General features: G+C 36.0%; 18 protein-coding genes and 1 pseudogene. 18 read left to right on the top strand and 1 reads right to left on the bottom strand.

What is annotated here, in order from left to right:
• Positions 1 to 39 precede the first annotated feature (39 nt).
• The 18 genes from pseB to ESZ26_RS06950 all read left to right on the top strand — a co-directional run bounded on the left by pseB (position 40) and on the right by ESZ26_RS06950 (position 21,303).
• The gene (pseB, locus tag ESZ26_RS07035; protein WP_146799041.1) at positions 40 to 1,053 is read left to right on the top strand and encodes a UDP-N-acetylglucosamine 4,6-dehydratase (inverting); all 1,014 of its coding nucleotides are present in this window, start codon (positions 40 to 42) and stop codon (positions 1,051 to 1,053) included.
• Positions 1,054 to 1,071: 18 nt separating this feature from the next.
• Entirely contained in the window at positions 1,072 to 2,238 is a 1,167-nt protein-coding gene (gene pseC / locus ESZ26_RS07030; RefSeq protein WP_146799040.1) for a UDP-4-amino-4,6-dideoxy-N-acetyl-beta-L-altrosamine transaminase, read from the top strand.
• A complete protein-coding gene (pseF, locus tag ESZ26_RS07025; RefSeq protein WP_146799039.1) occupies positions 2,238 to 2,930 on the top strand; it encodes a pseudaminic acid cytidylyltransferase in 693 nt (230 codons plus the stop codon). The genes pseC and pseF overlap by 1 nt, the downstream gene beginning before the upstream one ends.
• Positions 2,927 to 3,994 carry a UDP-2,4-diacetamido-2,4,6-trideoxy-beta-L-altropyranose hydrolase gene (gene pseG / locus ESZ26_RS07020; protein ID WP_146799038.1) on the top strand — a complete coding sequence of 356 codons (1,068 nt, stop codon included), beginning with the start codon at positions 2,927 to 2,929 and terminating at the stop codon, positions 3,992 to 3,994. The genes pseF and pseG overlap by 4 nt, the downstream gene beginning before the upstream one ends.
• Before the next feature lie 4 nt (positions 3,995 to 3,998).
• Positions 3,999 to 4,649 carry a formyl transferase gene (locus ESZ26_RS07015; protein ID WP_146799037.1) on the top strand — a complete coding sequence of 217 codons (651 nt, stop codon included), beginning with the start codon at positions 3,999 to 4,001 and terminating at the stop codon, positions 4,647 to 4,649.
• Positions 4,639 to 5,697 carry a pseudaminic acid synthase gene (gene pseI / locus ESZ26_RS07010; protein ID WP_146799036.1) on the top strand — a complete coding sequence of 353 codons (1,059 nt, stop codon included), beginning with the start codon at positions 4,639 to 4,641 and terminating at the stop codon, positions 5,695 to 5,697. Before ESZ26_RS07015 ends, pseI begins: the two co-directional genes overlap by 11 nt.
• A gap of 906 nt (positions 5,698 to 6,603) precedes the next feature.
• A complete protein-coding gene (locus ESZ26_RS07005; protein WP_146799035.1) occupies positions 6,604 to 8,139 on the top strand; it encodes a hypothetical protein in 1,536 nt (511 codons plus the stop codon).
• Between the two features lie 59 nt (positions 8,140 to 8,198).
• On the top strand, positions 8,199 to 9,410 hold the full coding sequence (locus tag ESZ26_RS07000; RefSeq protein WP_146799034.1) for a lipopolysaccharide biosynthesis protein: 1,212 nt from the start codon (positions 8,199 to 8,201) through the stop codon (positions 9,408 to 9,410).
• A complete protein-coding gene (locus ESZ26_RS19200) occupies positions 9,407 to 10,411 on the top strand; it encodes a hypothetical protein (protein ID WP_170246328.1) in 1,005 nt (334 codons plus the stop codon). Before ESZ26_RS07000 ends, ESZ26_RS19200 begins: the two co-directional genes overlap by 4 nt.
• Position 10,412: 1 nt before the next feature.
• Positions 10,413 to 11,519, top strand: a complete 1,107-nt coding sequence (locus ESZ26_RS06990) for an EpsG family protein (RefSeq protein ID WP_146799033.1) — start codon at positions 10,413 to 10,415, stop codon at positions 11,517 to 11,519.
• A 6-nt stretch (positions 11,520 to 11,525) separates the two neighbouring features.
• Entirely contained in the window at positions 11,526 to 12,644 is a 1,119-nt protein-coding gene (locus ESZ26_RS06985; protein WP_146799032.1) for a glycosyltransferase family 4 protein, read from the top strand.
• Positions 12,637 to 13,473, top strand: coding sequence for a glycosyltransferase (locus ESZ26_RS06980; RefSeq protein WP_146799031.1), 837 nt, complete (start codon positions 12,637 to 12,639; stop codon positions 13,471 to 13,473). Before ESZ26_RS06985 ends, ESZ26_RS06980 begins: the two co-directional genes overlap by 8 nt.
• Before the next feature lie 5 nt (positions 13,474 to 13,478).
• Positions 13,479 to 14,645, top strand: a complete 1,167-nt coding sequence (locus ESZ26_RS06975) for a nucleotide sugar dehydrogenase (protein ID WP_146799030.1) — start codon at positions 13,479 to 13,481, stop codon at positions 14,643 to 14,645.
• Positions 14,646 to 14,669: 24 nt separating this feature from the next.
• Positions 14,670 to 15,704 carry an NAD-dependent epimerase gene (locus ESZ26_RS06970; protein ID WP_146799029.1) on the top strand — a complete coding sequence of 345 codons (1,035 nt, stop codon included), beginning with the start codon at positions 14,670 to 14,672 and terminating at the stop codon, positions 15,702 to 15,704.
• 147 nt (positions 15,705 to 15,851) lie between these two features.
• Positions 15,852 to 16,751, top strand: coding sequence for a UTP--glucose-1-phosphate uridylyltransferase GalU (galU, locus tag ESZ26_RS06965; protein ID WP_146799028.1), 900 nt, complete (start codon positions 15,852 to 15,854; stop codon positions 16,749 to 16,751).
• Between the two features lie 691 nt (positions 16,752 to 17,442).
• Complete coding sequence (gene pgi, locus ESZ26_RS06960; RefSeq protein ID WP_146799027.1) at positions 17,443 to 19,062, top strand: glucose-6-phosphate isomerase; 1,620 nt, start codon at positions 17,443 to 17,445, stop codon at positions 19,060 to 19,062.
• Positions 19,063 to 19,250: 188 nt separating this feature from the next.
• Entirely contained in the window at positions 19,251 to 20,780 is a 1,530-nt protein-coding gene (locus ESZ26_RS06955; protein ID WP_146799026.1) for a SulP family inorganic anion transporter, read from the top strand.
• Between the two features lie 217 nt (positions 20,781 to 20,997).
• Positions 20,998 to 21,303, top strand: coding sequence for a DUF1289 domain-containing protein (locus ESZ26_RS06950; RefSeq protein WP_146799025.1), 306 nt, complete (start codon positions 20,998 to 21,000; stop codon positions 21,301 to 21,303).
• 944 nt (positions 21,304 to 22,247) lie between these two features.
• Here ESZ26_RS06950 and ESZ26_RS19195 read toward each other — a convergent pair.
• Positions 22,248 to 22,447, bottom strand: a pseudogene (locus tag ESZ26_RS19195) (hypothetical protein); the annotation flags it as partial.

The raw sequence follows: 22,447 nt of genomic DNA, 5'->3' as shown, positions 1-22,447 counted from the left end.
TCAAGGTAACAGATAAAATAATTAATATCAGGTGCATAAATGTTAAATAATAAAGTTGTTTTGATCACTGGCGGTACAGGCTCTTTTGGTAAGAAATTCATTGAAACTATCTTAGATAGATACCCAGAAGTAAAGAAAATCATCATCTACTCACGCGATGAATTAAAGCAATCTGTCATCAAACAAAAATATCCGTCGTTTGATTTTCCGCAGTTACGTTTCTTTATTGGTGATGTGCGTGATAAAGACAGAATGACACAAGCTTGTGAAGGAGTAGATGTAATTATTCATGCTGCAGCGATTAAACAAGTCGATACAGCTGAATATAACCCAACGGAATGTATACGTACCAATGTTGATGGGGCTGAAAATGTAATTCATGCTGCATTGGCCTGTGGTGTTAAAGATGTTGTCGCATTATCAACAGACAAAGCATGTGCACCTATTAACCTGTATGGAGCGACAAAGTTAGTTTCAGATAAGTTGTTTGCTGCGGCTAATAATATTCGCGGCTCTAAAGATATTAAGTTTAGTGTTGTACGTTACGGTAATGTAATGGGGTCACGTGGCTCTGTTATTCCTTTTTTCATCGATAAAAAGAAAGAAGGCATGTTACCGATCACTCATGCAGACATGACACGATTTAATATATCATTGCAAGATGGTGTGAATATGGTGATGTACGCTATTGGAAATCATATTGGCGGTGAGATTTTTGTTCCAAAAATTCCATCTTACAAAATCACTGATATCGCAACAGCTATTGCGCCAGAATGTGATACGCGAGTTGTTGGTATTCGTCCAGGTGAAAAACTGCATGAAGAAATGATAACGGATACGGACTCACTCAACACCATTGATTTAGGTCGTTATTACGCAATATTACCTTCGGTTTCATTTATGCATACCGAAGAAGATTTTATTAAGCATCATAATGCCGTTAAAGTGCCTTTTGGTTTTAAATATAACTCTGGAACAAACACTGAATGGGAAACTGTGCAGTCTTTGAGAGACTTAATAATTGAACACGTAGATGCCAGTTTTTCAGTATAATTTTGCGAAGATAATTTTATGATCCCATACGGTAAACAAGAAATAACACAACAAGATATTGATGCTGTTGTGAATGTTCTGAAGTCTGATTTTTTGACGCAAGGCCCACAAGTGCCTCTATTTGAAAATGCGATTAAAGAGGCGGTTAATGCTGAATATGTACTTGCTGTAAACTCAGCAACGTCAGCACTACACATCGCTTGTTTAGCATTAGGGGTTGGCAAAGGTGATGTTGTTTGGACAACGCCTATAACTTTCGTCGCTTCTGCAAATTGTGCTTTATACTGTGGTGCTGATGTCGATTTTGTCGATATCGACCCAGAAACGTATAATTTGAGCCCTAGGTTACTTGAACAAAAACTACAGCATGCACAACAAAATAATTTATCTTTACCTAAAGTGGTTATCCCTGTTCATTTATGTGGCCAACCTTGTGAAATGGATAAAATTCATGCATTAAGTCTTGAATATGGTTTTGCCATTATTGAAGATGCATCGCATGCTATTGGTGGGAAGTATAAGCACAATCCTATTGGAAGTTGTGAGTATAGTGATATTACGGTATTTAGTTTTCATCCAGTCAAAATCATTACAACGGCTGAAGGTGGTGTAGCAACAACTAATAGTGTAGCTTTAGCGCAAAAGATGGATTTACTTCGCAGTCATGGTATTACCCGCGATGAAAAGCTTATGACAGAGCGTAGCCATGGGGGTTGGTATTATGAGCAAGTTGATTTAGGCTTTAATTATCGAATGACGGAAATGCAAGCCGCATTGGGTGTAAGCCAAATGTCACGTTTGCATGATTTTGTTGCCAAACGAAATGAGCTAGCTACAGGCTATGATGACTTATTAAAAAACTTACCATTAATTACACCATTTCAAATTGATGATTCATATTCTGGTCGTCATCTCTATGTCATTCGATTAAAGCTAGATGAGATTTCATTATCTCACCAGGAAGTCTTTGAACAGCTGCGAGAAAATGGTATCGGTGTTAACTTACATTATATCCCTGTTCATACACAGCCGTATTACAAAGGTTTAGGTTTTAAACAAGGTCAATTTCCAATTGCGGAACGTTATTACACCGATGCTATTAGTATTCCTTTATTCCATGTGATGACAAATGAGCAGCAAGATGAAGTGGTAAAAGTGTTATCTACCATATTAGTTAAAGCGTAATGAATATTGCAATAATTCCAGCCCGTGGTGGTAGTAAGCGGATACCAAGAAAAAATATTAAAGAGTTTCATGGTAAACCTTTAATTGCCTATTCTATTGAAGCGGCAAAAGCATCAAAATGTTTTGACCGAATCATCGTATCAACGGATGATAATGAAATAGCAGAAGTGGCTAAAAAATATGGTGCAGAAGTGCCCTTTATAAGACCTTCAAAAATCTCTGATGATTTTGCTACAACATTGGATGTTATGCAGCATGCTATTCACTGGTGTAATAAAAGCGGGATGAATATCAATAACGTTTGCTGTATTTATGCAACGGCTCCATTTTTACTGCCAAAATACATAGAGCAAGGACTAAAAAGTTTAACTGATAATTCAGTTAAATATACTTTTAGTGCCACAAGTTTTCCGTTTCCAATTCAACGAGCAATTAAATTAGGCTGCAATAATCAAGTGGGTATGTTTCAACCTGAGCACTTAAATACACGCTCACAGGATTTAGAAGAAGCTTACCATGACGCAGGACAATTTTATTGGGGCAAAGCATCGTCTTTTTTAGAAGGTGCTTCATTTTTTGATAAACATTCGATTGCGATAAAATTACCACGTAAAAGAGTTCAAGACATTGATACACCAGAAGATTGGGATTTAGCCGAACTTTTATACGCAGTTATAAATAATAAGCAATGAAAATAGTCTTTAGAGCAGACGCGTCAATTCATATCGGCAGTGGGCATATTATGCGTTGCTTGGTCCTTGCTAATCTACTTTTAGCAAAAGGGTACGATGTTTTATTCGCTACACGGCCACAAAAAGGTGATTTTGTTGCTTATTTGAAAAATGAAGGCATTGAAGTTGTCGAACTTGCACAAGCTAATACGTTAAAAACGCCTAAATATGACACTGATTATGCTGCTTGGTTACAAGTTGAATGGCAAGACGATGCAAAAGACTTTGTGCAACAGGTAACGACTGCTGATCTCATTGTTGTTGATCATTATGGTTTAAACAAAGCGTGGGAAATAAATGTTTCTAATGCTTTAAACGCAAAAGTTTTGGCTATTGACGATTTAGTTAGAGAGCACTTTGCAGATTTACTCTTAGATCAAACTTTTGGTAGAGATTCTTTTGATTATATCAGCAACAATAACCACTGCCCAATTTTAGCGGGTAGTGATTTTGCATTACTAGCCCCAAAATTTGCCATGTTAAGAGCAAATCAAAGGTATTGCAAAAAGCCGCAGGCGAGTTATAAAATTTTAGTATCTATGGGAGCCATTGATAAACCTAATATAACACTGAAAGTATTAGAGAAACTCCAATGTATTAATAATATAGACTTTAAGGTTACTGTGTTACTGAGTGAACGGTCGCCTAGCTATAAGCGTGTTAACGCTTTTTGTTGTGACCACAAAAACTTCGAGCATATAAATTTTTCTTCAAATATGGCTCAGTTGATGAGTGAACACCACATCGCCATAGGTGCACCGGGTAGTACATCATGGGAGAGAGCATGTCTGGGTTTGCCAAGTATTATTATACCAATCGCAGAGAATCAAGTAGATATAGCACGCAATGTTGCTAATTCTGGGGCGGCAATACTATTAGAGATAAATACTATAGATAGTGGCTTTGAAGCTGCGCTAAGTGAGATAGTATTCAAGTGGAATGAATATCATGAAGCTAGTCTAAAGCTTACAGATGGCCTTGGCGGCAATCGGGTGGTAAACAAAATAGAGCAATTATTTAACTGATACTATGACAAAAATTACATTACTTTGTACTGATCCTAATCACCCAATCTATGCATTTTTAACGCAGTGGAAGGTTGAAAATGATATTAAATATGAAATCACCCTGTTAAATAGGGTGAATGAAGTCGCTGTTGGGGGAGATATTTTATTTTTAGTCTCATGCTCAGAAATAATAAAAGTGGCCACCAAATCACTTTTCTCACACGTATTAGTACTTCATGCTAGCGACCTACCCGATGGACGTGGCTGGAGTCCTCATATTTGGGATGTTTTAGCGGGAAAACAGTCGATTACCCTTTCATTACTCGAAGCTGAAGAGCCTGTTGATAGTGGCGATATTTGGAAGAAGCATGTTATCCCACTGAATGGTCGTGAGTTGTTTAATGAGATTAATGAACTGCTTTTTAAAGCTGAGTTAAATCTTATTGAATGGGCGTGTTTGAATTATAATAGCTGCTGTCCAACACAACAACTTAGCTTAAATAGCGCAGCTTACCTTCGTAAAAGAACACCCAGTGACAGTGAACTCAATATGAATGATTCACTTGAAAGTCAATTTAACTTGTTAAGGGTTTGTGATCCGAGTCGCTTTCCTGCTTTCTTTTATAAAGATGGGCAAAAATATACAATTAGGATAGAAAAAGATGAAAAATGAAAATAAATTTGTTGAAATTGATAATCGAAAAATAGGCCCTGATTTTCCTCCTTATATCATAGCCGAGTTATCAGCAAATCATAACGGTGATATTAATCGAGCATTTAAAATCTTAGAAATGGCAAAGGATTGTGGTGCTGATGCAATAAAATTACAAACCTACACTCAAGATACGCTTACTATAGATTGTGACAAACCTGACTTTAAGATTACAGGCGGCTTATGGGACGGTCGAACACTGTATGACTTATATACAGAGGCACATATGCCTTGGGATTGGCACAAGCCTTTATTTGAAAAAGCAAAAGAACTAGGTATTACTATTTTTAGCTCTCCTTTTGATAATTCTGCTGTTGATTTGCTCGAAGCGCTTGGCGCACCGGCTTATAAAATAGCGTCGTTTGAAGCTATTGATTTACCTCTTATTGAATATGTAGCTAAAACAGGTAAACCCATGATCATATCTACGGGTATGGCGAATGAAGAAGAGATCCAAGAAGCTGTTGACACGGCAAAGAATGCTGGCTGTAAAGAGCTAGTGGTACTTCATTGCGTAAGCGGATATCCAGCACCCTCTGGAGATTATAACTTAGCAACGATACCTGATATGGCGAAACGTTTTGATGTTCTTACTGGGTTGTCAGACCACACTATTGACAATACAACCGCTATTTCTTCTGTTGTTTTGGGTGCTTGTTTAATAGAAAAACATGTCACTCTTGACCGTAATGGTGGTGGTCCTGATGATAGTTTTTCATTAGAAAAATCAGAATTAGCTCAGCTTTGTAAAGATAGTAAAATTGCATGGGAAGCGCTTGGTAAAGTTAACTATAAACGAAAAGAAAGTGAAAAGGGAAACCTGGTTTTTAGACGTTCTTTATATGTTGTAAAAGATATAAAGGCAGGTGAACTATTTACAGCTGATAATGTTAGAAGTATCAGACCTGGCTATGGCTTAGCACCTAAGTATTTATCTTCAGTGCTGGGTAAACCTTCATCAAAAGATATTAGTAAGGGAACCCCTTTAAGTCACGAGTTAATTGATTAATTATCTTGAAAGTAACTTACAATGAATGGTTATATAGTATTATAGCCTGTATACACATTACTGTTTGTAATTAACAATATAGCCCAAGCAAATTAATTACATTGTTATATCAATGCAAATAACTGATTGCTAGTTTGAGCCTTTTTTTAGGTTAAGCGTCTTTTTTCGGTGTTACTGCACTTTTTTATCGAATGAATAATTCAGAGAAATTGATATTATTTTGTAGTTATTACTTATCGGTTTTTTTTGTAATCAGTGAAATAACAAGCTTGTTTCTTTCAAAAGCATATAAAGTATGGATTAGGAAATGCTGCTGAATCATCTTTAAGTTTTTTTTGTAAGGTTATGCTATAGATGAATTATGGCAGCAGACCTATATGTGATTGAGTTTGACGGCGGTAAAATTATGTTAGCTATTAATGTTGTTTATATAGTGATTGCATAAAATAGTGTTCTTATATTCACTGTATTATCTTTATTTTATCCAAAACTATTCAGTAGTTATAATAAAGATGAGTTTTCTGAATATACAAGTAATTTTAAAGAGTACATTTTCTGTTTTGATTAATGGTGGTGTGGCTATTATTAATAGGAATATTTGTTCATTTCGCATTTGAGTGGATCGATAAGTTAATTTTGTTGGAATATAATTACTTATTATGGTTTTTATTAATACTCTCGTTTTTATATTCTGTAATTATGAGCCCTTATTATGTTTTATAGACTAATGAGCTTGATAATTAAAAAATCTATAGCCATACAAGCAGTTTATTGTTTACGACTTAATTGGAATGAGCGATGAGAGTGTAAATTTTGTATTGTATTGCTTAGTAGGTTCAATTCTTTCTCTCTGTTTTACTAAGTCCTGGTTTACCTTTGAGAACTCGTTAAAAGATTAAAAATATTATGTCTGAAAAAATAATTATGTCTGAAAAAAATATTATATTTATTTGTTGTATAGCTGAACCTTGGGTCAAAGTGATGGAATCATTAAAGCCTCATGGTTTAAATGCTAGCTATGTTGTTCACTGGATGGATGAAAAAGAAACATACGTAAACTCCACACTAAACGCATGCCATTTTCAGACAGTAGAAGATGCATGGGCTGGTAAGGGCTTTCCCGCTAATAGTATTCCGGTCGTGCTAGATGAAGAGCAATTAAAATCTATAGCTTGGTATGAATCGCAAGCCATTACGATGATGAATAGGTTAGATCCAACAGAAAGCAGAATGACTACAGGTGTTAGACAGTACTACTTTAGGGACTTAGTTGGTCATTGGCTGTCAGTTATCAATGATAAAAACATAGAACTTGTTGTTTCCCCATCAATACCTCATCGTGTTTTTGACTATGCTTTATATGTTGCCTGTAAAATAAAATCAATAGATTATTTATCTTTTCAGCTAACACCTTTTGGTTCAAATAGCATAGCTATTTATGATATAGACAAAATGCCTGAAATTATTACAGATTATGAAGGTGAGCTTAAAGTCCCTACTGAACATGTATCAAATAGGGTCAATAAAATATTAGGTGATTATAAGGCTGCTATTCCTGATTATATGAAAGCCCATGCAAAAAACAATAAGTCTTTTCTCAAACCAGTTATAAAACGCTTTAGTTCTTTAATTCGGAATTTTATAGAAGGTAACTTTTATAAATTCAAACACCCAAATACTTATTGGACCCAATTTGGCTATATGCCTTATGAAAGTAAAATGGGTTGGTGGGAATATAGTTATATTAAAATTTCGCATGCTTTAAAGGTTAAAAAACTTGAAGTTGCTTATGAAAAAATTGTTGACTGTAGCTGGGATAAGTCTAAACCTTATATTTTTGTTGCGTTGCACTATCAACCAGAAGAAACCACTTGCCCAACTGGTGGTTCTTACGCCGACCAGATCTTAATGATTCAGCTTCTTAATGAAGTACTTCCAAGTAATATTAATATAATTATTAAAGAGCACAAATCACAGTTTTATCGTGATCAAGAAGGCTCTGCTGGAAGAAATCTCCTTTTTTATAAGAGAGTATCAACAATATCACCTCGTATATTCTTTGATAGTGTTGATAGTGACCCTTTTAGTATAATAGATAATGCTATTGCTACAGTTACCGTCAGTGGAACAATTGGTTGGGAAAGTGCAATAAGAGGTACGCCTACAATCAATTTTGGTCGAGCTTGGTATGAAGGTATGCCAAGAGCTTTTAGGGTTAAAAATAAAGTCGATTTAAAAAAGGTTCTACCGCAATTAGCAGACTTGAAAAGGAAAGATCTTCACAATGAAATTTTACATTTTCACAAGCTATTAGAAGATAGCTTCATAAAAGCGACACACTATAAATCATTTATAGGGAAAAACGATGTTAGCATGAATGAATCAATTCAAAACTTGAAAGAGACAGTATTGTCCCACTCAAAAGTAAAGTTAACAAAGTAGCTAGTGATAATAATATGGTAGTAGATGCGGGAAATGTCTTAAGTTTGGTTTATATTTAAATGAAAAATAATATTATCTATCTCTTTGGGAGTGTTGTTGGCGCGGGTATACCATTTCTCTTTTTGCCTATACTAACTAGAGTTCTTACGCCTGAAGAATATGGCGTTATGAACCTGTTATTCACTATATACTCAATATGCGTTCCATTAGTTTCGATCGGTTTATCTAATTATTTACACCGAGTGTATTTTGATAATAATTCTTTGTCGCATAGTACCTTTTTAAAATGTATTAAAGTTTTTTGTATTTGGGCATTATTTTTATGTGCACTTACTTTTATAGTAGTAGGTATATTCGTAGACTCTATGTTTAATGCGTATGCTTTTATTGTTCCATTACTTGTACTTTCTGCGGCCTTTAATTCTGTGTTTATGATTAGGCTTTCATTATACAATGCACAGGACAAGGCAATTTGTTTTATTAAATATCAACTACTTTATACCTCAGTTATATTTGTAACTACTCTATTTTTATTATTCGTTCTTAATCTCGCAGAACTCAGTCGGATATATGGTATAATATTTGCCGATATTATATTTTCGATTGTATCGATGGTACTTATTTACAAAATTCTTGATAAATCCTTACCAAATAAAGAAAATGTCGAATCTGATTATTTAAAGTATGGCTTCGGTTTAGTTCCGCATATTATTGCTTCAATTTTACTTTCATCCTTAGATAAATTTATTATAGCTAAGTATATGAGCATGGATGATTTGTCGACTTATGTTATTGCAGTTCAATACACTTCTATATTGATGATTGTTGCTCAAGGTCTATCTAAGGAGTGGACTAGATTTTTTATGTCGAACCCATATGATAAGACCATTAATAAAAAAGCTGGAAATTTATTTCTCAGCATAGCCACTTTATCGATTGTTTTGTACTTATGTAAAGATATTTTTTATGGATTATTTATAGGTGGTGCTTTCATTATTAATAATGAAGTTGTTCAATTGCTCATAGCCTCCCAATTATTTCATTGCTTTTATATGATTCTGACTGTTCAAATCTCTTATGATAAAAAAACACATATATTATCCATGATGACTCTTATCTCACTAGTTATCAATTTTATAGTGAGTATGCTTCTGGTGAAATCTTATGGTCTTATTGGTGTTGGTATAGGAACTCTTGCTGGAATGGGAGTTAAATTTTTTCTTACTTTATATTATGTACTTAACAAACGTATTTTTGGTGTAACACAATGAATAAAAAAATAATTATTTTAGTTCACGAAGGCTTCTTTACTTCACATCTATTTGAGTATCAGAATATTAACCTAGATTTTATTATTAATGAACTTGTTAACGAAGACTTTAATGTTGAAGTTGTGGAGTATTCAGCGTTGGCAAAACAGAATTATACTGTAGAGAATGACACTATTTACTGGACCGGTAGTCACCAAAACGTTGATGTTAAACAATATATTAATGATGTATTACTTGCCCGCTTTATTGGGCGTGAAAACTTAGTCCCTAAATTAGAAACAGTCATTTCACATGAAAATAAAGGTATGCAAGGTATTCTTGCTGGCGAATTAGGCATAAATTTGATTTCTCAAGACTATCATTGCACAACAACAGTGCCTAAAGATTATTTATCCGATACCGTGGTTTTTAAAAGCTTAGGTGGTGCTGGAAGTATTGGGGTATCACTTGCGAAAAATAAAAAACAGTATCAACGAAAAATTCGAATGAATTTATTGTTAAATACCACATTTTTGAATATTAAAGAAATGAGTAAAAATGTGCTGCGGCGTTTATTAAGACGTAATTCACAAGCTAATTACTTAAGGAAAAAAGCAAGGTTTGTTAGTCAGCTTTTCGTTAAAGAACTATTATTTGATTATAAAGTTTTAGTCCTCGGTGAACATGTATACTTTTTAAAACGCTATGTTCGTAAAGACGACTTTAGGGCTAGCGGTAGTGGTCAATTTGAATTTGAAGGTAATATTAACCCTAAACTCATCCAATTTGCTTTCGATTGTAAAGATAAATTGAATGTACCCTATTGCTCTTTAGATTTAATTGAATATGGTCAAGGAGAAATTGGCCTAATAGAGTTTCAAACCGTACATTTTGGTCCATATACATTACTAGGGTCAGATTGTTATTATGATAAATGTGGGAGGAAAGTTCTATTAGAAGTCAAATCAGAAACTCGATTTGAAGAAGAATTAGTTTCGTCTTTAATACAACAGGTAAAATAAATTGTTTGCTGTTTCGTTATATTTTATTTTCTGGTGTATTTTAGTTTTACTTTCGTGTTACGAATTGATTTGCATCGAAAGTAGTAAAAGAAGTCGAAAAAGATCAATTCTGCCATTTATATTATTTTTTTTTACACTTCTAATAATATTTTCAGGCTTACGATCACCGGGGGTATCTTCAGATGATCAGGTGTATATTTCCATATTTAACCAGTTTGTAAAAGGGGGAGGGGGTCTAACGTCATCAACAAATGAATATGTATTTGTAATTATCAATCAACTTATTTCATTTATTACAGATGATGTTTTCTATTTATTCCTTTTATTTGCTTTATTAACTGCTTTTTTTACAATATTTTCTTTTGTTAAAGCAAGCCCATTTATTACTATCTCTGTATTAGTTTATTTTTCTCATGTTTACTTATATAGGGATATGATTCAAATAAGAGCCGGTTTGTCATACGCTATTTTTATGCTGGCGTTGGTGTGTTTTGCAAAAAAAAATTACAAAGCTTCTATAGCTCTTTGGTTAAGTTCCACACTTATTCATTTTTCTTCATTCTTAGGTGTAGTAGTACCAATTATAAATAAAATGAAATTTTCATCTAAATTTGTAATTTATTCTTTCTTATTTTCTCTTGTTTTTGGTGCAATAGGGCTATATACACCCATTAGTTTTCTTTTAAATAATGTTAATCTGGGGCCACTCACCGCTCCAATTAAAACTTATATACTATCAAGAAATGAATTTAATAAACCTTTAGGGCTTCTAAATCCAACGACCTTAAAACAATGTATCTGGTTTTTTGTATTTTTTTATTACCGAGAAAAATTGAAATATGAATTAAGTAGCGATATATACTTTAAAACATATTTTTTATCAGTGTGTATATTATTAATATTTGCTGACTTCTCTGTATTCGCCGCCAGATTTGGTTCGTTTTTTGCTGTATCTGAGTTTTTTTTATTAGCGGCTTTAGTTGTTGTCAGTAAAAAAAATAGGCGTTTTTTATTCTCTATTATTATTGGCTATTGTTGTATGATGGCGAGTTTAAATGTCTTTTCAAAAGGGTTGTTTGATGGTTTTGTGTTTTATAATTTTGGGTAATATTAAATGAAAATAATTTATCTTTGCTCTTCTTTAGAGCGAACAGGTCCTACTAATCAGCTTTTTAATATAGTATCTAATCTAGATACTTCTACATTTAGTTCTTTAGTCATTACCTTATCGACAGAAAGCGATAAAAGTTTTTTAAGTAAGTTTGTTGAAAAAGGAATTTCAGTAAAATCCCTTGAATTATCACATAGGGCTTCAATGAAAGAACTTCGTTTGGCTTTAATGCCCTTTCTTGATGAATTTTCTCCCGATGTTATTCATAGTCAAGGGATACGTTCAGATAAATTAATATCAACTCTAAATTACCCTATAAAGAAAATAGCAACATTAAGAAATATACCTTATAAAGATTACCCAATGGCGTATGGTTGGCTATTAGGGAGAATAATGTCTTATGTTCATTTAAAGGCTCTTAGCAAGCTAGATCAAGCAGTAACAGTTTCTTATGGTGTACAAGAAGAACTTATAGGGAAACTTACAAAAAATTTAAAAGTGGTGCAAAATGGTGCTGATCATCATTTTTTTACACCAGTTATATCTGAGTTTACTTCATTAGAAAGTTTAAAGAATAAACTTGGTATTAGTAATGAAAATAAGGTGCTTGTTTATACGGGTATACTTGAAGCTAGAAAAAAATTAGACTTGTTATATGACCTGATCGACACCTCCAATAATATTAAATTGTTAGTTGTTGGTGATGGGGAACTTAAAGAAAGCCTTGAGATACATGATGCGGTTAAAAATCAAAAAGTTATCATGCTTGGTTCTGTTGATGACGTTAGGCCGTTTCTAGCTATTTCTGATGCTTTTATTTCTCTTTCATCTGCCGAGGGGTTACCTAACTCTATGATAGAAGCGATGATGATGGGTCTACCTGTAATAGCAAGTGATATTGCACCACATGCAGAGTTAATTATAGATAAAAATGTGCCTATTATGTTGTTCTCCATGGATAAACCCAATTTAGTCGCGTCATTTTTAACTGAAAACTTAGCTGGTTGGCTTGATAGGAGTCAAAGTTTTGATCTTCGAAAATATACGATAAAAAATTTTTCTGCACAGTCTATGTCTAATCAATACCAAGAATTATATCGAGAACTACTAAATAATGAATGATGTAAATGTTGCTGTTATCATGTCAGTTTATAAAAATGATAATTTTTCTCAAATAAAAGAAGCTGTTGACAGCATTATGCTGCAAACACTACATTGCCATTTGTTTGTAGTTGCAGACGGGCCTGTTTGTCCTGATGTACATGATTACTTTTTAACTATAGCCGGTAAGAATAATTGTTTATTTTCTGTATATTATTTTCCGCGAGCAACTAACCTGGGATTGGCACCTTCACTTAATGAATTAATTGATTATGTGTTACAAAGTGAAAATAAATACTTATATATTGCAAGAATGGATGCTGATGACATTTGTTATCCAGAACGTTTACAAAAGCAAGTTGACTACTTTTTAGTTCATCAAGTAGTTGATGTACTAGGGACCGGTTGCGTAGAGTTTTCTTCAACTAACGAAAGTATTTATACAAAAATATTGCCAGAAAAAAATAAAACCCTAAAAAAAGAATTGATTAAACGGTGCCCTTTTGTCCATCCATCAGTTATGTTTCGAATTAATTTGTTTCGTGACGGAGTTAGGTACCCTACGGATACTAAATTTACTGAGGATTATGCATTTTGGGTGCTTCTAGCGGTCAAAGGCTATGAATTTGGTAATGTTCAAGAAGCTTTGATAAAGTTTAGATTCGAAAGTGACGTATTAGCACGTCGTCGAGGATTAAAAAAAGCAAATTCAGAGTTTTCTGCTAGATGGAATGCAATGAACCAATTAGACTGTATGTCTTTAGAAAATATATTTTATTCATTTGCAATATGGGGCTTGAGAGTTGTACCGCCATCAATTGCAAATATTGCTTATAAAAAATTGAGATGAATTAAATGAAAATAGCAATTGCAGGAACAGGTTACGTAGGATTATCAAATGCTATGTTATTAGCACAACACAATGAAGTGGTTGCGGTTGATATTATTGAAGAAAAAATTAAGCTGTTAAATGACAAGAAATCACCGATTTCTGATATTGAAATTGAAGACTTTTTATTAAATAAAGACTTAAACTTCACCGCGACTTTAGATAAAGAATTAGGCTATAAAAATGCTGATTTTGTTGTCATAGCAACACCAACAGATTATGACGTTGAAACTAATTATTTTAATACTTCATCAGTTGAAGCGGTTATTAAAGATGTTTTAGCCATTAACCCCAATGCGGTGATGGTTATAAAGTCTACGGTTCCGGTTGGCTATACACAAAGTGTAAGAGAAAAGTTTAAGTGTGAAAATATTATATTTTCCCCTGAATTTTTACGTGAAGGTAAAGCCCTGTACGACAACCTGCACCCGTCAAGAATTATTGTTGGTGAAAAAAGCGAGCGTGCAACAACGTTTGCTCATTTGTTAGCACAAGGTGCTATTAAAGAAAATATTGATATTTTATTCACGGATTCGACAGAAGCTGAAGCCGTTAAATTGTTTTCAAATACCTACCTCGCTATGCGTGTCGCTTATTTTAATGAGTTAGATAGCTACGCAGAGGCACATGGCTTAGATTCGAAACAAGTTATTGAAGGTGTGAGTTTAGATCCTCGTATTGGTAACCATTACAATAATCCTTCTTTTGGTTACGGTGGTTATTGTCTACCGAAAGATACCAAGCAACTTCGTGCTAATTATAAAGATGTGCCTAACTGTATTATCAGCGCTATTGTTGATTCAAATAGTACCCGCAAAGATTTTATTGCTGACTCTATTATCAAGCGCAATCCGAAGGTAGTGGGTGTATATCGCCTTATTATGAAGAGTGGCTCTGATAATTTTAGGTCTTCTTCTATTCAAGGGATTATGAAACGGATAAAAGCTAAGGGTATTGAAGTTGTTATTTTCGAACCTGAATTAACAGAAGCTGAATTTTTTCATTCAAAAGTTATCACGGACTTAAATGAGTTTGCTGCAATATCTGACGTTATTGTTTCTAACAGAATGTGCAAAGAGTTAGACTTTGTTGCTGACAAAGTTTACACACGTGACCTTTTTGGTTCTGATTAGTTTGGTTTTGATTAAGGGAAAATTATGAAGTATTTAGTTACCGGCGCCGCTGGATTTATAGGTTTTCACCTAACAAAACGATTATGCACCCAAGGTCATGATGTTGTTGGTATTGATAATTTAAATGATTATTACGATGTAAATCTTAAGCTCGCCCGTTTGGCGGAATTAGATAAGTTTACTGTTAAAAATACTACCAATGATAAAGGTGTTTTTCGGTTTATAAAGTTAGACCTGACCGAACGTGAAGGTATTGCTACATTGTTCGCGGATGAAAAATTTGATCGCGTTATTCATTTAGCAGCGCAAGCGGGTGTTAGGTATTCAATCGAGAATCCTATGGCTTATGCTGATTCTAACTTGATTGGCCATTTAACCATTCTTGAAGGCTGTAGAAATAATAATGTTGAACATTTAATCTATGCTTCTTCGAGTTCTGTTTATGGTTTGAATAACAAAACGCCATTTTCAACCAGTGACTCGGTCGATCATCCGGTTTCACTTTATGCAGCAACAAAAAAATCTAATGAATTGATGGCTCATAGCTACTCTCATCTTTATGATATTCCGACAACGGGTTTACGATTTTTTACTGTTTATGGATCATGGGGGCGACCAGATATGGCGCCCTATATTTTCACGAAAAAGATCTTAGACGGCGATACTATTGATATTAACAATAATGGTGATATGTGGCGTGATTTTACTCATGTAGACGATATTGTTGAAGGCATTGTGCGTATTGCCGATGTACTTCCTGTTCGAGACCCTTTATGGAAAGTAGAAAGTGGCTCTGCTGCTGCTAGTTCAGCACCCTATGCTATTTATAATATAGGGCATGGCTCACCGATTAATTTGATGGGCTTTGTTAAGGCTATTGAAGATGAACTTGGCGTTGAGGCGGAGAAAAACTTTCGTGAAATGCAAGCGGGTGATGTTTATCAAACGTATGCAGAAGTTAATGATTTATTCGCTGCGACAGGATATAAATCTCAAGTAACAGTGCAGCAAGGTGTGGCGGAGTTTATTAACTGGTATCGAGAATTCTACCAAAAGTAACGTATATACTTTATTACATTATTTACCGCTAAATATGGCACCTAATAGGGTGTCATTTTTTTTATTCATGAGTGAACAAGCTATTTCACCGTGACAATTGATAAAAGACTCTTTATTATTATTTATCTAAAAATTTAAGGACAAAAAATGACAAATAAGATAACAAAAGCAGTAATTCCTGTTGCTGGGTTAGGTACACGTATGTTGCCAGCAACTAAAGCTATACCAAAAGAAATGCTTCCTATTGTCGATAAGCCGATGATCCAATACATAGTTAATGAATGTGTTGCTGCGGGTATTAAAGAAATTGTGCTAGTTACTCATTCTTCAAAAAATGCCATTGAAAACCATTTTGATAAATCTTTTGAACTTGAAACGACGCTTGAAAACCGTGTTAAGCGACAGTTACTAGCAGAGATTCAAGCGATTTGTCCAAAAGACGTTACTATATTACATGTTCGCCAAGGTGAAGCAAAAGGCTTGGGCCATGCTGTCTTAAAAGCTCGTCCTATTATTGGCAACGAACCTTTTGTTGTGGTATTGCCTGATGTGCTTTTGGATGATGTTTCTGCGGATTTAAAAACTGAAAATCTTGCGGCGATGTTAACGCGCTACGATGAAGTTGGTGGTTATAGCCAGATCATGGTTGAACCAGTTCCGATGGACAAAGTTAGTAGTTATGGTGTTGTTGATTGTGGTGGACACGATTTAGCGCCAGGCGAGTCAAAAACAATGACCGCAATTGTTGAAAAACCAGCAATGGAAGACGCTCCATCAAACTTAGCGGTTGTTGGTCGTTATGTATTGTCAGAAAAAATTTGGGATTTATTAAAGTTAACACCTCCAGGTGCTGGCGATGAAATTCAGTTAACCGACGCTATTGCAATGTTAATGGAAAAAGAAACAGTTGAAGCTTTCCATATGACAGGCAAATCACACGACTGTGGTTCTAAACTAGGTTACATGAAAGCAAACGTTGAATACGGCTTACGCCACCCAGAATTAGCTGATGAATTCAGAGCATACTTGTCTGAATTAATGAAATAACAACTATTTTTGTACTTTTGTACTTTTGCCCTCTTGTACTTTTGTACTTTTTCCCTCTTGTCGTCATGCTGAATTTATTTCAGTATCTGGTCTTTTGGGTTCTAAGTACAGATCCTGAAACGAGTTCAGGATGACGTTGGTGGTATCAGAATGACGGTTGTCTCGCAGAGTGACGGTGATGGAATCAGGAAGTCGGTGGTGGTATCAGAATGACGGTTGTCTCGCAGAGTGACGGTTGTGGTATCAGGATGACGGTGGTGGTATCAGAATGACGGTGTTGGTCTCAGGGAGTCGGTTGTCTCACCGCGTGACGGTGATCGTTTAGCCCTTTTGTCGTCATGCTGAATTTATTTCAGTATCTGTTTTTTTTGGTTCTAAGTACAGATCCTGAAACGAGTTCAGGATGACGGTTATTTCGTAGAGTGACGGTGATGGTATCAGAATGACGGTTGTCTCGTAGGATTACGGTGTTGGTATCAGGAAGTCGGTGATCGTTTAGCCCTTTTTTCGTCATGCTGAATTTATTTCAGTATCTGGTTTTTTTGGTTCTAAGTACAGATCCTGAAACGAGTTCAGGATGACGGTGATGGAATCAGGATGACGGTTGTCTCGTAGGGTGACGGTGTTGGTATCAGGATGAAGGTGTTCTCGTTTTCAGCTATTTTAAATTTACTATAATAAAAGTATAAATATGGATATATCTTCTTTATTACAGCTTTCAAAAGCTGCAAAATCACGTTCAATTGTTTCGTTATTCGCTGATAGTGAAAGTCGCGTTGAAAATTACTCCACCGCTAGTGCCGGTTTGTATCTTGACTTCTCTAAACAAAATATTACGTCATCAGAACTTAATCAGCTTTTTGAATTAGCAGAAAAGTCTAATTTAGCTGAAAAAATTAAAGCGCAGTTCTCCGGTGAGGTTATTAACAACACTGAGAAGCGTGCAGTGCTTCACTCCGTGCTTCGTGCTCCTGATGTCATAAAACAAAAAATATTAGCGGCTTCAGCTGACGAAGTTATTGCCACTGAACAACACATGGCAGAAATTGTTGATGATATAAGTACCGGTAAGTTATTGTCGGCCTCGGGTGAGAAGTTTACTGACGTTATTGCTATTGGTATTGGCGGCTCTTATTACGGTATTAAAGTTAGTCTCTCAGCATTAAACACTTTTCATACCACTGGCTTGAATGCACACGTTATCGCTAATGTTGACGGCGCAGCGGTTGAAGAAAAATTAGCTAAGCTTAATGTTGCTACCACGCTGGTTGTTGTTATTTCTAAAACCTTTACCACTCAAGAAACCTTGCTTAATGCCCTTGCGGTTAAAAACTGGATGCTTAAACATTCTGCTGATGCAGACATTATTGAAAAGCAGTGGTTTGCAGTTAGTACTAATATCAGCAAAGCGACTGAGTTTGGTGTGTTAGCAAAAAATATTCTTCCGATGTGGGATTGGGTTGGTGGACGCTTTTCGCTTTGGTCTGCCGTTGGTTTACCGCTAGCGCTAGTCATTGGTAATGAAAATTTTAATAAGCTCAAGCAAGGCGCTTATCAAATGGACCAGCATTTTCAAAATACTCCGTTTGAGCAAAATATGCCGGTTTTGATGGCTTTGCTTGGTATTTGGAATCGCAATGCCTTGCAGTATTCAAGCCTCGCTATTTTACCTTATGATCATTCTCTTCGAGCTTTACCCGGTTACTTACAACAAACTGATATGGAAAGTAATGGTAAGTCAGTGTCTAACGCTGGCGAAAAGCTCGCTTGGCAAACTGCGCCAACCGTTTTTGGTCAAGAAGGCACTAATGGTCAACATGCTTTTATGCAATTAATGCATCAAAGTGATGAAATTATTCCGACTGACTTTATCGTTTGCTTGAAAGGCGCGAGCAAGTTACCCGAACATCACCAAGTGTTAGTGGCTAATTGTTTTGCACAAAGTGAAGCGTTAATGCGTGGTAAAACCTTAGCTGAAGTTGAAGATGAGCTTACAGTGGCAGGTTTAACTGCTGAAGATATCGCAATGCTCGCACCACATAAAACCATGAAAGGTAATACACCTAGCAATACCTTATTACTTGATAAAATGACACCCGAGAATTTAGGGGCTTTACTTGCGCTTTACGAGCATAAAATTTTTGTGCAAGGTGTAATTTGGCAGTTAAATTCTTTTGACCAATGGGGTGTTGAGTTAGGTAAGCAATTAGGAAACAGTATTTTAGCAGCTATGAAGGGCGGAGAAACTACAATGCTGTCAGCTTCAAGCCAAAACCTAATCAAACGTTTTAATACTTCTACTCATAAATAGCATTTTAGTCTGCACAATAACTAGCCATAAAAGTGGCTAGTTATTGACTTTTTCACTACAAATCTATAGTATTCCCGCGCTTTTACCTTGATGTACCCTCAAATAAGTCAATTAACGCTTCTTGTTAAGTTTTCCTATTATTAGGATGTCGTCAGGTTACACCCCACTATCCACAAAATGAGAGTGCAATGTTCGAATTACATGCCAGTAAAGTTTCTAACCTGAAGAACGATGTTCTTTCAGGACTTACCGTCGCCTTAGCGTTAGTGCCTGAAGCTGTTGCTTTTGCATTTGTTGCCGGAGTCGACCCTCTCGTTGGTTTATATGCTGCTTTTATGGTGGGTTTAATTACCTCTGTTTTCGGTGGACGCCCTGGTATGATTTCTGGTGCAACCGGCGCTATGGCTGTAGTCATGGTAAGTTTGGTGGCTATTCATGGCGTTGAGTATTTATTTGCTACTGTGGTATTAACAGGTTTACTGCAAATTCTTGCGGGTATCTTTAAACTGGGTAAGTTTATCCGTTTAGTGCCACATCCGGTTATGCTTGGCTTTGTTAATGGTTTAGCCATTGTTATATTTTTAGCTCAGCTTGGTCAATTTAAAATAACCAATGAAGCGGGTCAATTAGAGTGGATGCAAGGCGCTCCCCTTTATACTATGGCAGGGTTGATTCTGTTAACGATGGCCATTATTCATTTTTTCCCTAAGTTAACAAAAGCGGTACCGTCTACGCTTGTTGCGATTGTGGCTGTGTCATTCTTAGTTTTCGGTCTTAACCTTGATACTAAGTTAGTGGGTGATGTTGCTTCTATTGCCGGCGGTTTACCGTCATTTAGCATACCTAGCGTTCCGTTTAATTTAGAAATGTTACAAATCATCTTCCCATTCGCTATCGTGTTAGCTGCGATTGGTTTAATTGAATCATTATTAACGTTAACCCTTATCGATGAATTAACCGGTACTCGTGGCCGTGGCAACCAAGAATGTATCGCGCAGGGTGCAGCAAATACCGTTACCGGTTTCTTCGGTGGTATGGGTGGTTGTGCGATGATTGGTCAATCTATGATCAACGTAAATTCCGGTGGTCGAGGTCGAGCATCAGGTATTACTGCCGCATTAGCACTACTTGGCTTTATTTTATTCGCCTCAGGTTTAATTGAACAAATTCCATTAGCGGCCTTAGTGGGCGTTATGTTTATTGTTGTTATTGGTACCTTTGAATGGTCAAGTTTTCGCATTTTAGGCAAAGTGCCTAAGGCTGATGCCTTTGTGATTATTCTGGTGTCAGGCGTAACCGTGTATTCAGATCTTGCTATTGCCGTTGTGGTGGGTGTTATTGTTTCAGCACTAGTATTTGCTTGGGAACACGCAAAACACGTTACCGTACATCGCTCAACCAATGAACATGGCTCAACCGTTTACGATGTCAAAGGACCGTTATTTTTTGGTTCAATTGCAAACTTTTTAGAGCAGTTCGATATGGATGAAGAGAGTAGCGACATTATTGTTGAATTTAAAAATTCACGCGTCGTTGACCATTCTGCTATCGAAGCGATTGATACTTTAGCTGACCGTTATTTGTCGCGCGGTAAAACCATGCACTTAAGACATTTAAGCAGTGAATGTACCGAGTTATTAACTAAAGCAGGCAGTTTAGTTGAAATCAACGTGATTGAAGATCCCGACTATCATATTGCGACTGATAAATTAGATTAATAGGATACAAGCCTGTAGGTTTTCATTAATACCCATCACCATTTAAGGTGCCGGTTTATTGTGTTTCAAAACGACATTTACGACGTTACTCATTGTTGCAATAGCATCCTATTGTTTCAATGAGCGTTTTGTAACCGTAATTTTGAATTCACACTAAATTAAAGTATATTGAATGGTAACGGGTATATAGGCTTTTTAAGTTTTGCTGAAGGTTTTTATGCAATTAGAGTTTTTTGATGTTCCCAGCCCTTGTGTTGGTGTGTGCCAGTCTGATGAAAAAGGCAATTGCCTTGGCTGCTACCGTACGCGCGAAGAACGCCAAACGTGGATAAACTTAACCTCTGATAACAAGCAAAAAGTTGTTAAACGTTGCTTACAGCGTAAAAAACGAAAAAATGCCAAGCCTAAAGTTAAAGTGATTCCAACTCACTTAGAAACAAAGCAACCTTCGCTACTAGAGCCCCAATCAAAAGCAAAACCAGACACCTCAACAGATCTCGATTTCGGTGATTTTGAGCTCTAAGCCGTTTATTCTGAACGAACACTGTCATCCTTTATCAGCACCGTTATCATGAATTAATCAGTGATCCTGAACGAACTCCGTTATTTTGAATTAAACTCCGTTATTTTGAATTAACCCCGTCATCCTGAATTAACCCTGTCATCCTGAATTAAACTCCGTCACCTTGAACTACCTCCGTCATCCTGAATTAAACTCCGTCATCCTGAATTTATTTCAGGATCTGTACTTGCTCTAAAAGCCCGGATACTGAAACAAGTTCAGCATGACGGGAAGGGGATGTGAAAAAGGGAATAATAAACCACACACTCCGTCATCCTGAACGAACTACCTCCGTTACCTTGAACTACCTCCGTAATCCTGAATTAAACTCCGTCATCCTGAATTAAACCCCGTCATCCTGAATTTATTTCAGGATCTGTACTTGCTCTAAAGCCCGGATACTGAAACAAGTTCAGCATGACGGGAAGGGGATGTGAAAAAGGGAATAATAAACCACGCACTCCGTTATCCTGAAGGAACTACCTCCGTCATCCTGAATTTATTTCAGGATCTGTACTTGCTCTAAAAGCCCGGATACTGAAATAAATTCAGCATGACTGGAGGGGACGTGCAAAGCCCGGATACTGAAATAAATTCAGCATGACGGGAAGGGGACGGAATGAGCAAAGCCCGGATACTGAAACAAGTTCAGCATGACGGGAAGGGGACGGAATGAGCAAAGCCCGGATACTGAAATAAATTCAGCATGACGGCAAGGGGATGTGAAAAAGGGAATAATAAACCACGCACTCCGTTATCCTGAAGGAACTACCTCCGTCATCCTGAATTTATTTCAGGATCTGTACTTGCTCTAAAAGCCCGGATACTGAAATAAATTCAGCATGACGGCAAGGGGACGGAATGGGCAAAGCCCGGATACTGAAACAAGTTCCAATGCTGTTCGCTTAAGGATTTTCTTTGTGCTTTTGCGAACGTTTTACTGGAAATTTACCCATTCTCATTTTTACTGCCCTAGGATAATTAGGCCGTTTTTGTTTTGGCAGAATAAAGTCTTTAATCGTGTCCGTTAATTCTTTTAATCTCGCCGGTATACTTTGTAAGTTTGACGCAGTTGCCATCCCATAATAATCATAAAGAACAACAC

This window comes from Colwellia hornerae (assembly GCF_007954355.1).
GTDB lineage: Bacteria > Pseudomonadota > Gammaproteobacteria > Enterobacterales > Alteromonadaceae > Colwellia_A > Colwellia_A hornerae.
Note: the sequence above shows the minus strand (reverse complement) of the source record. Positions and strands in the feature narration are given on the sequence as shown.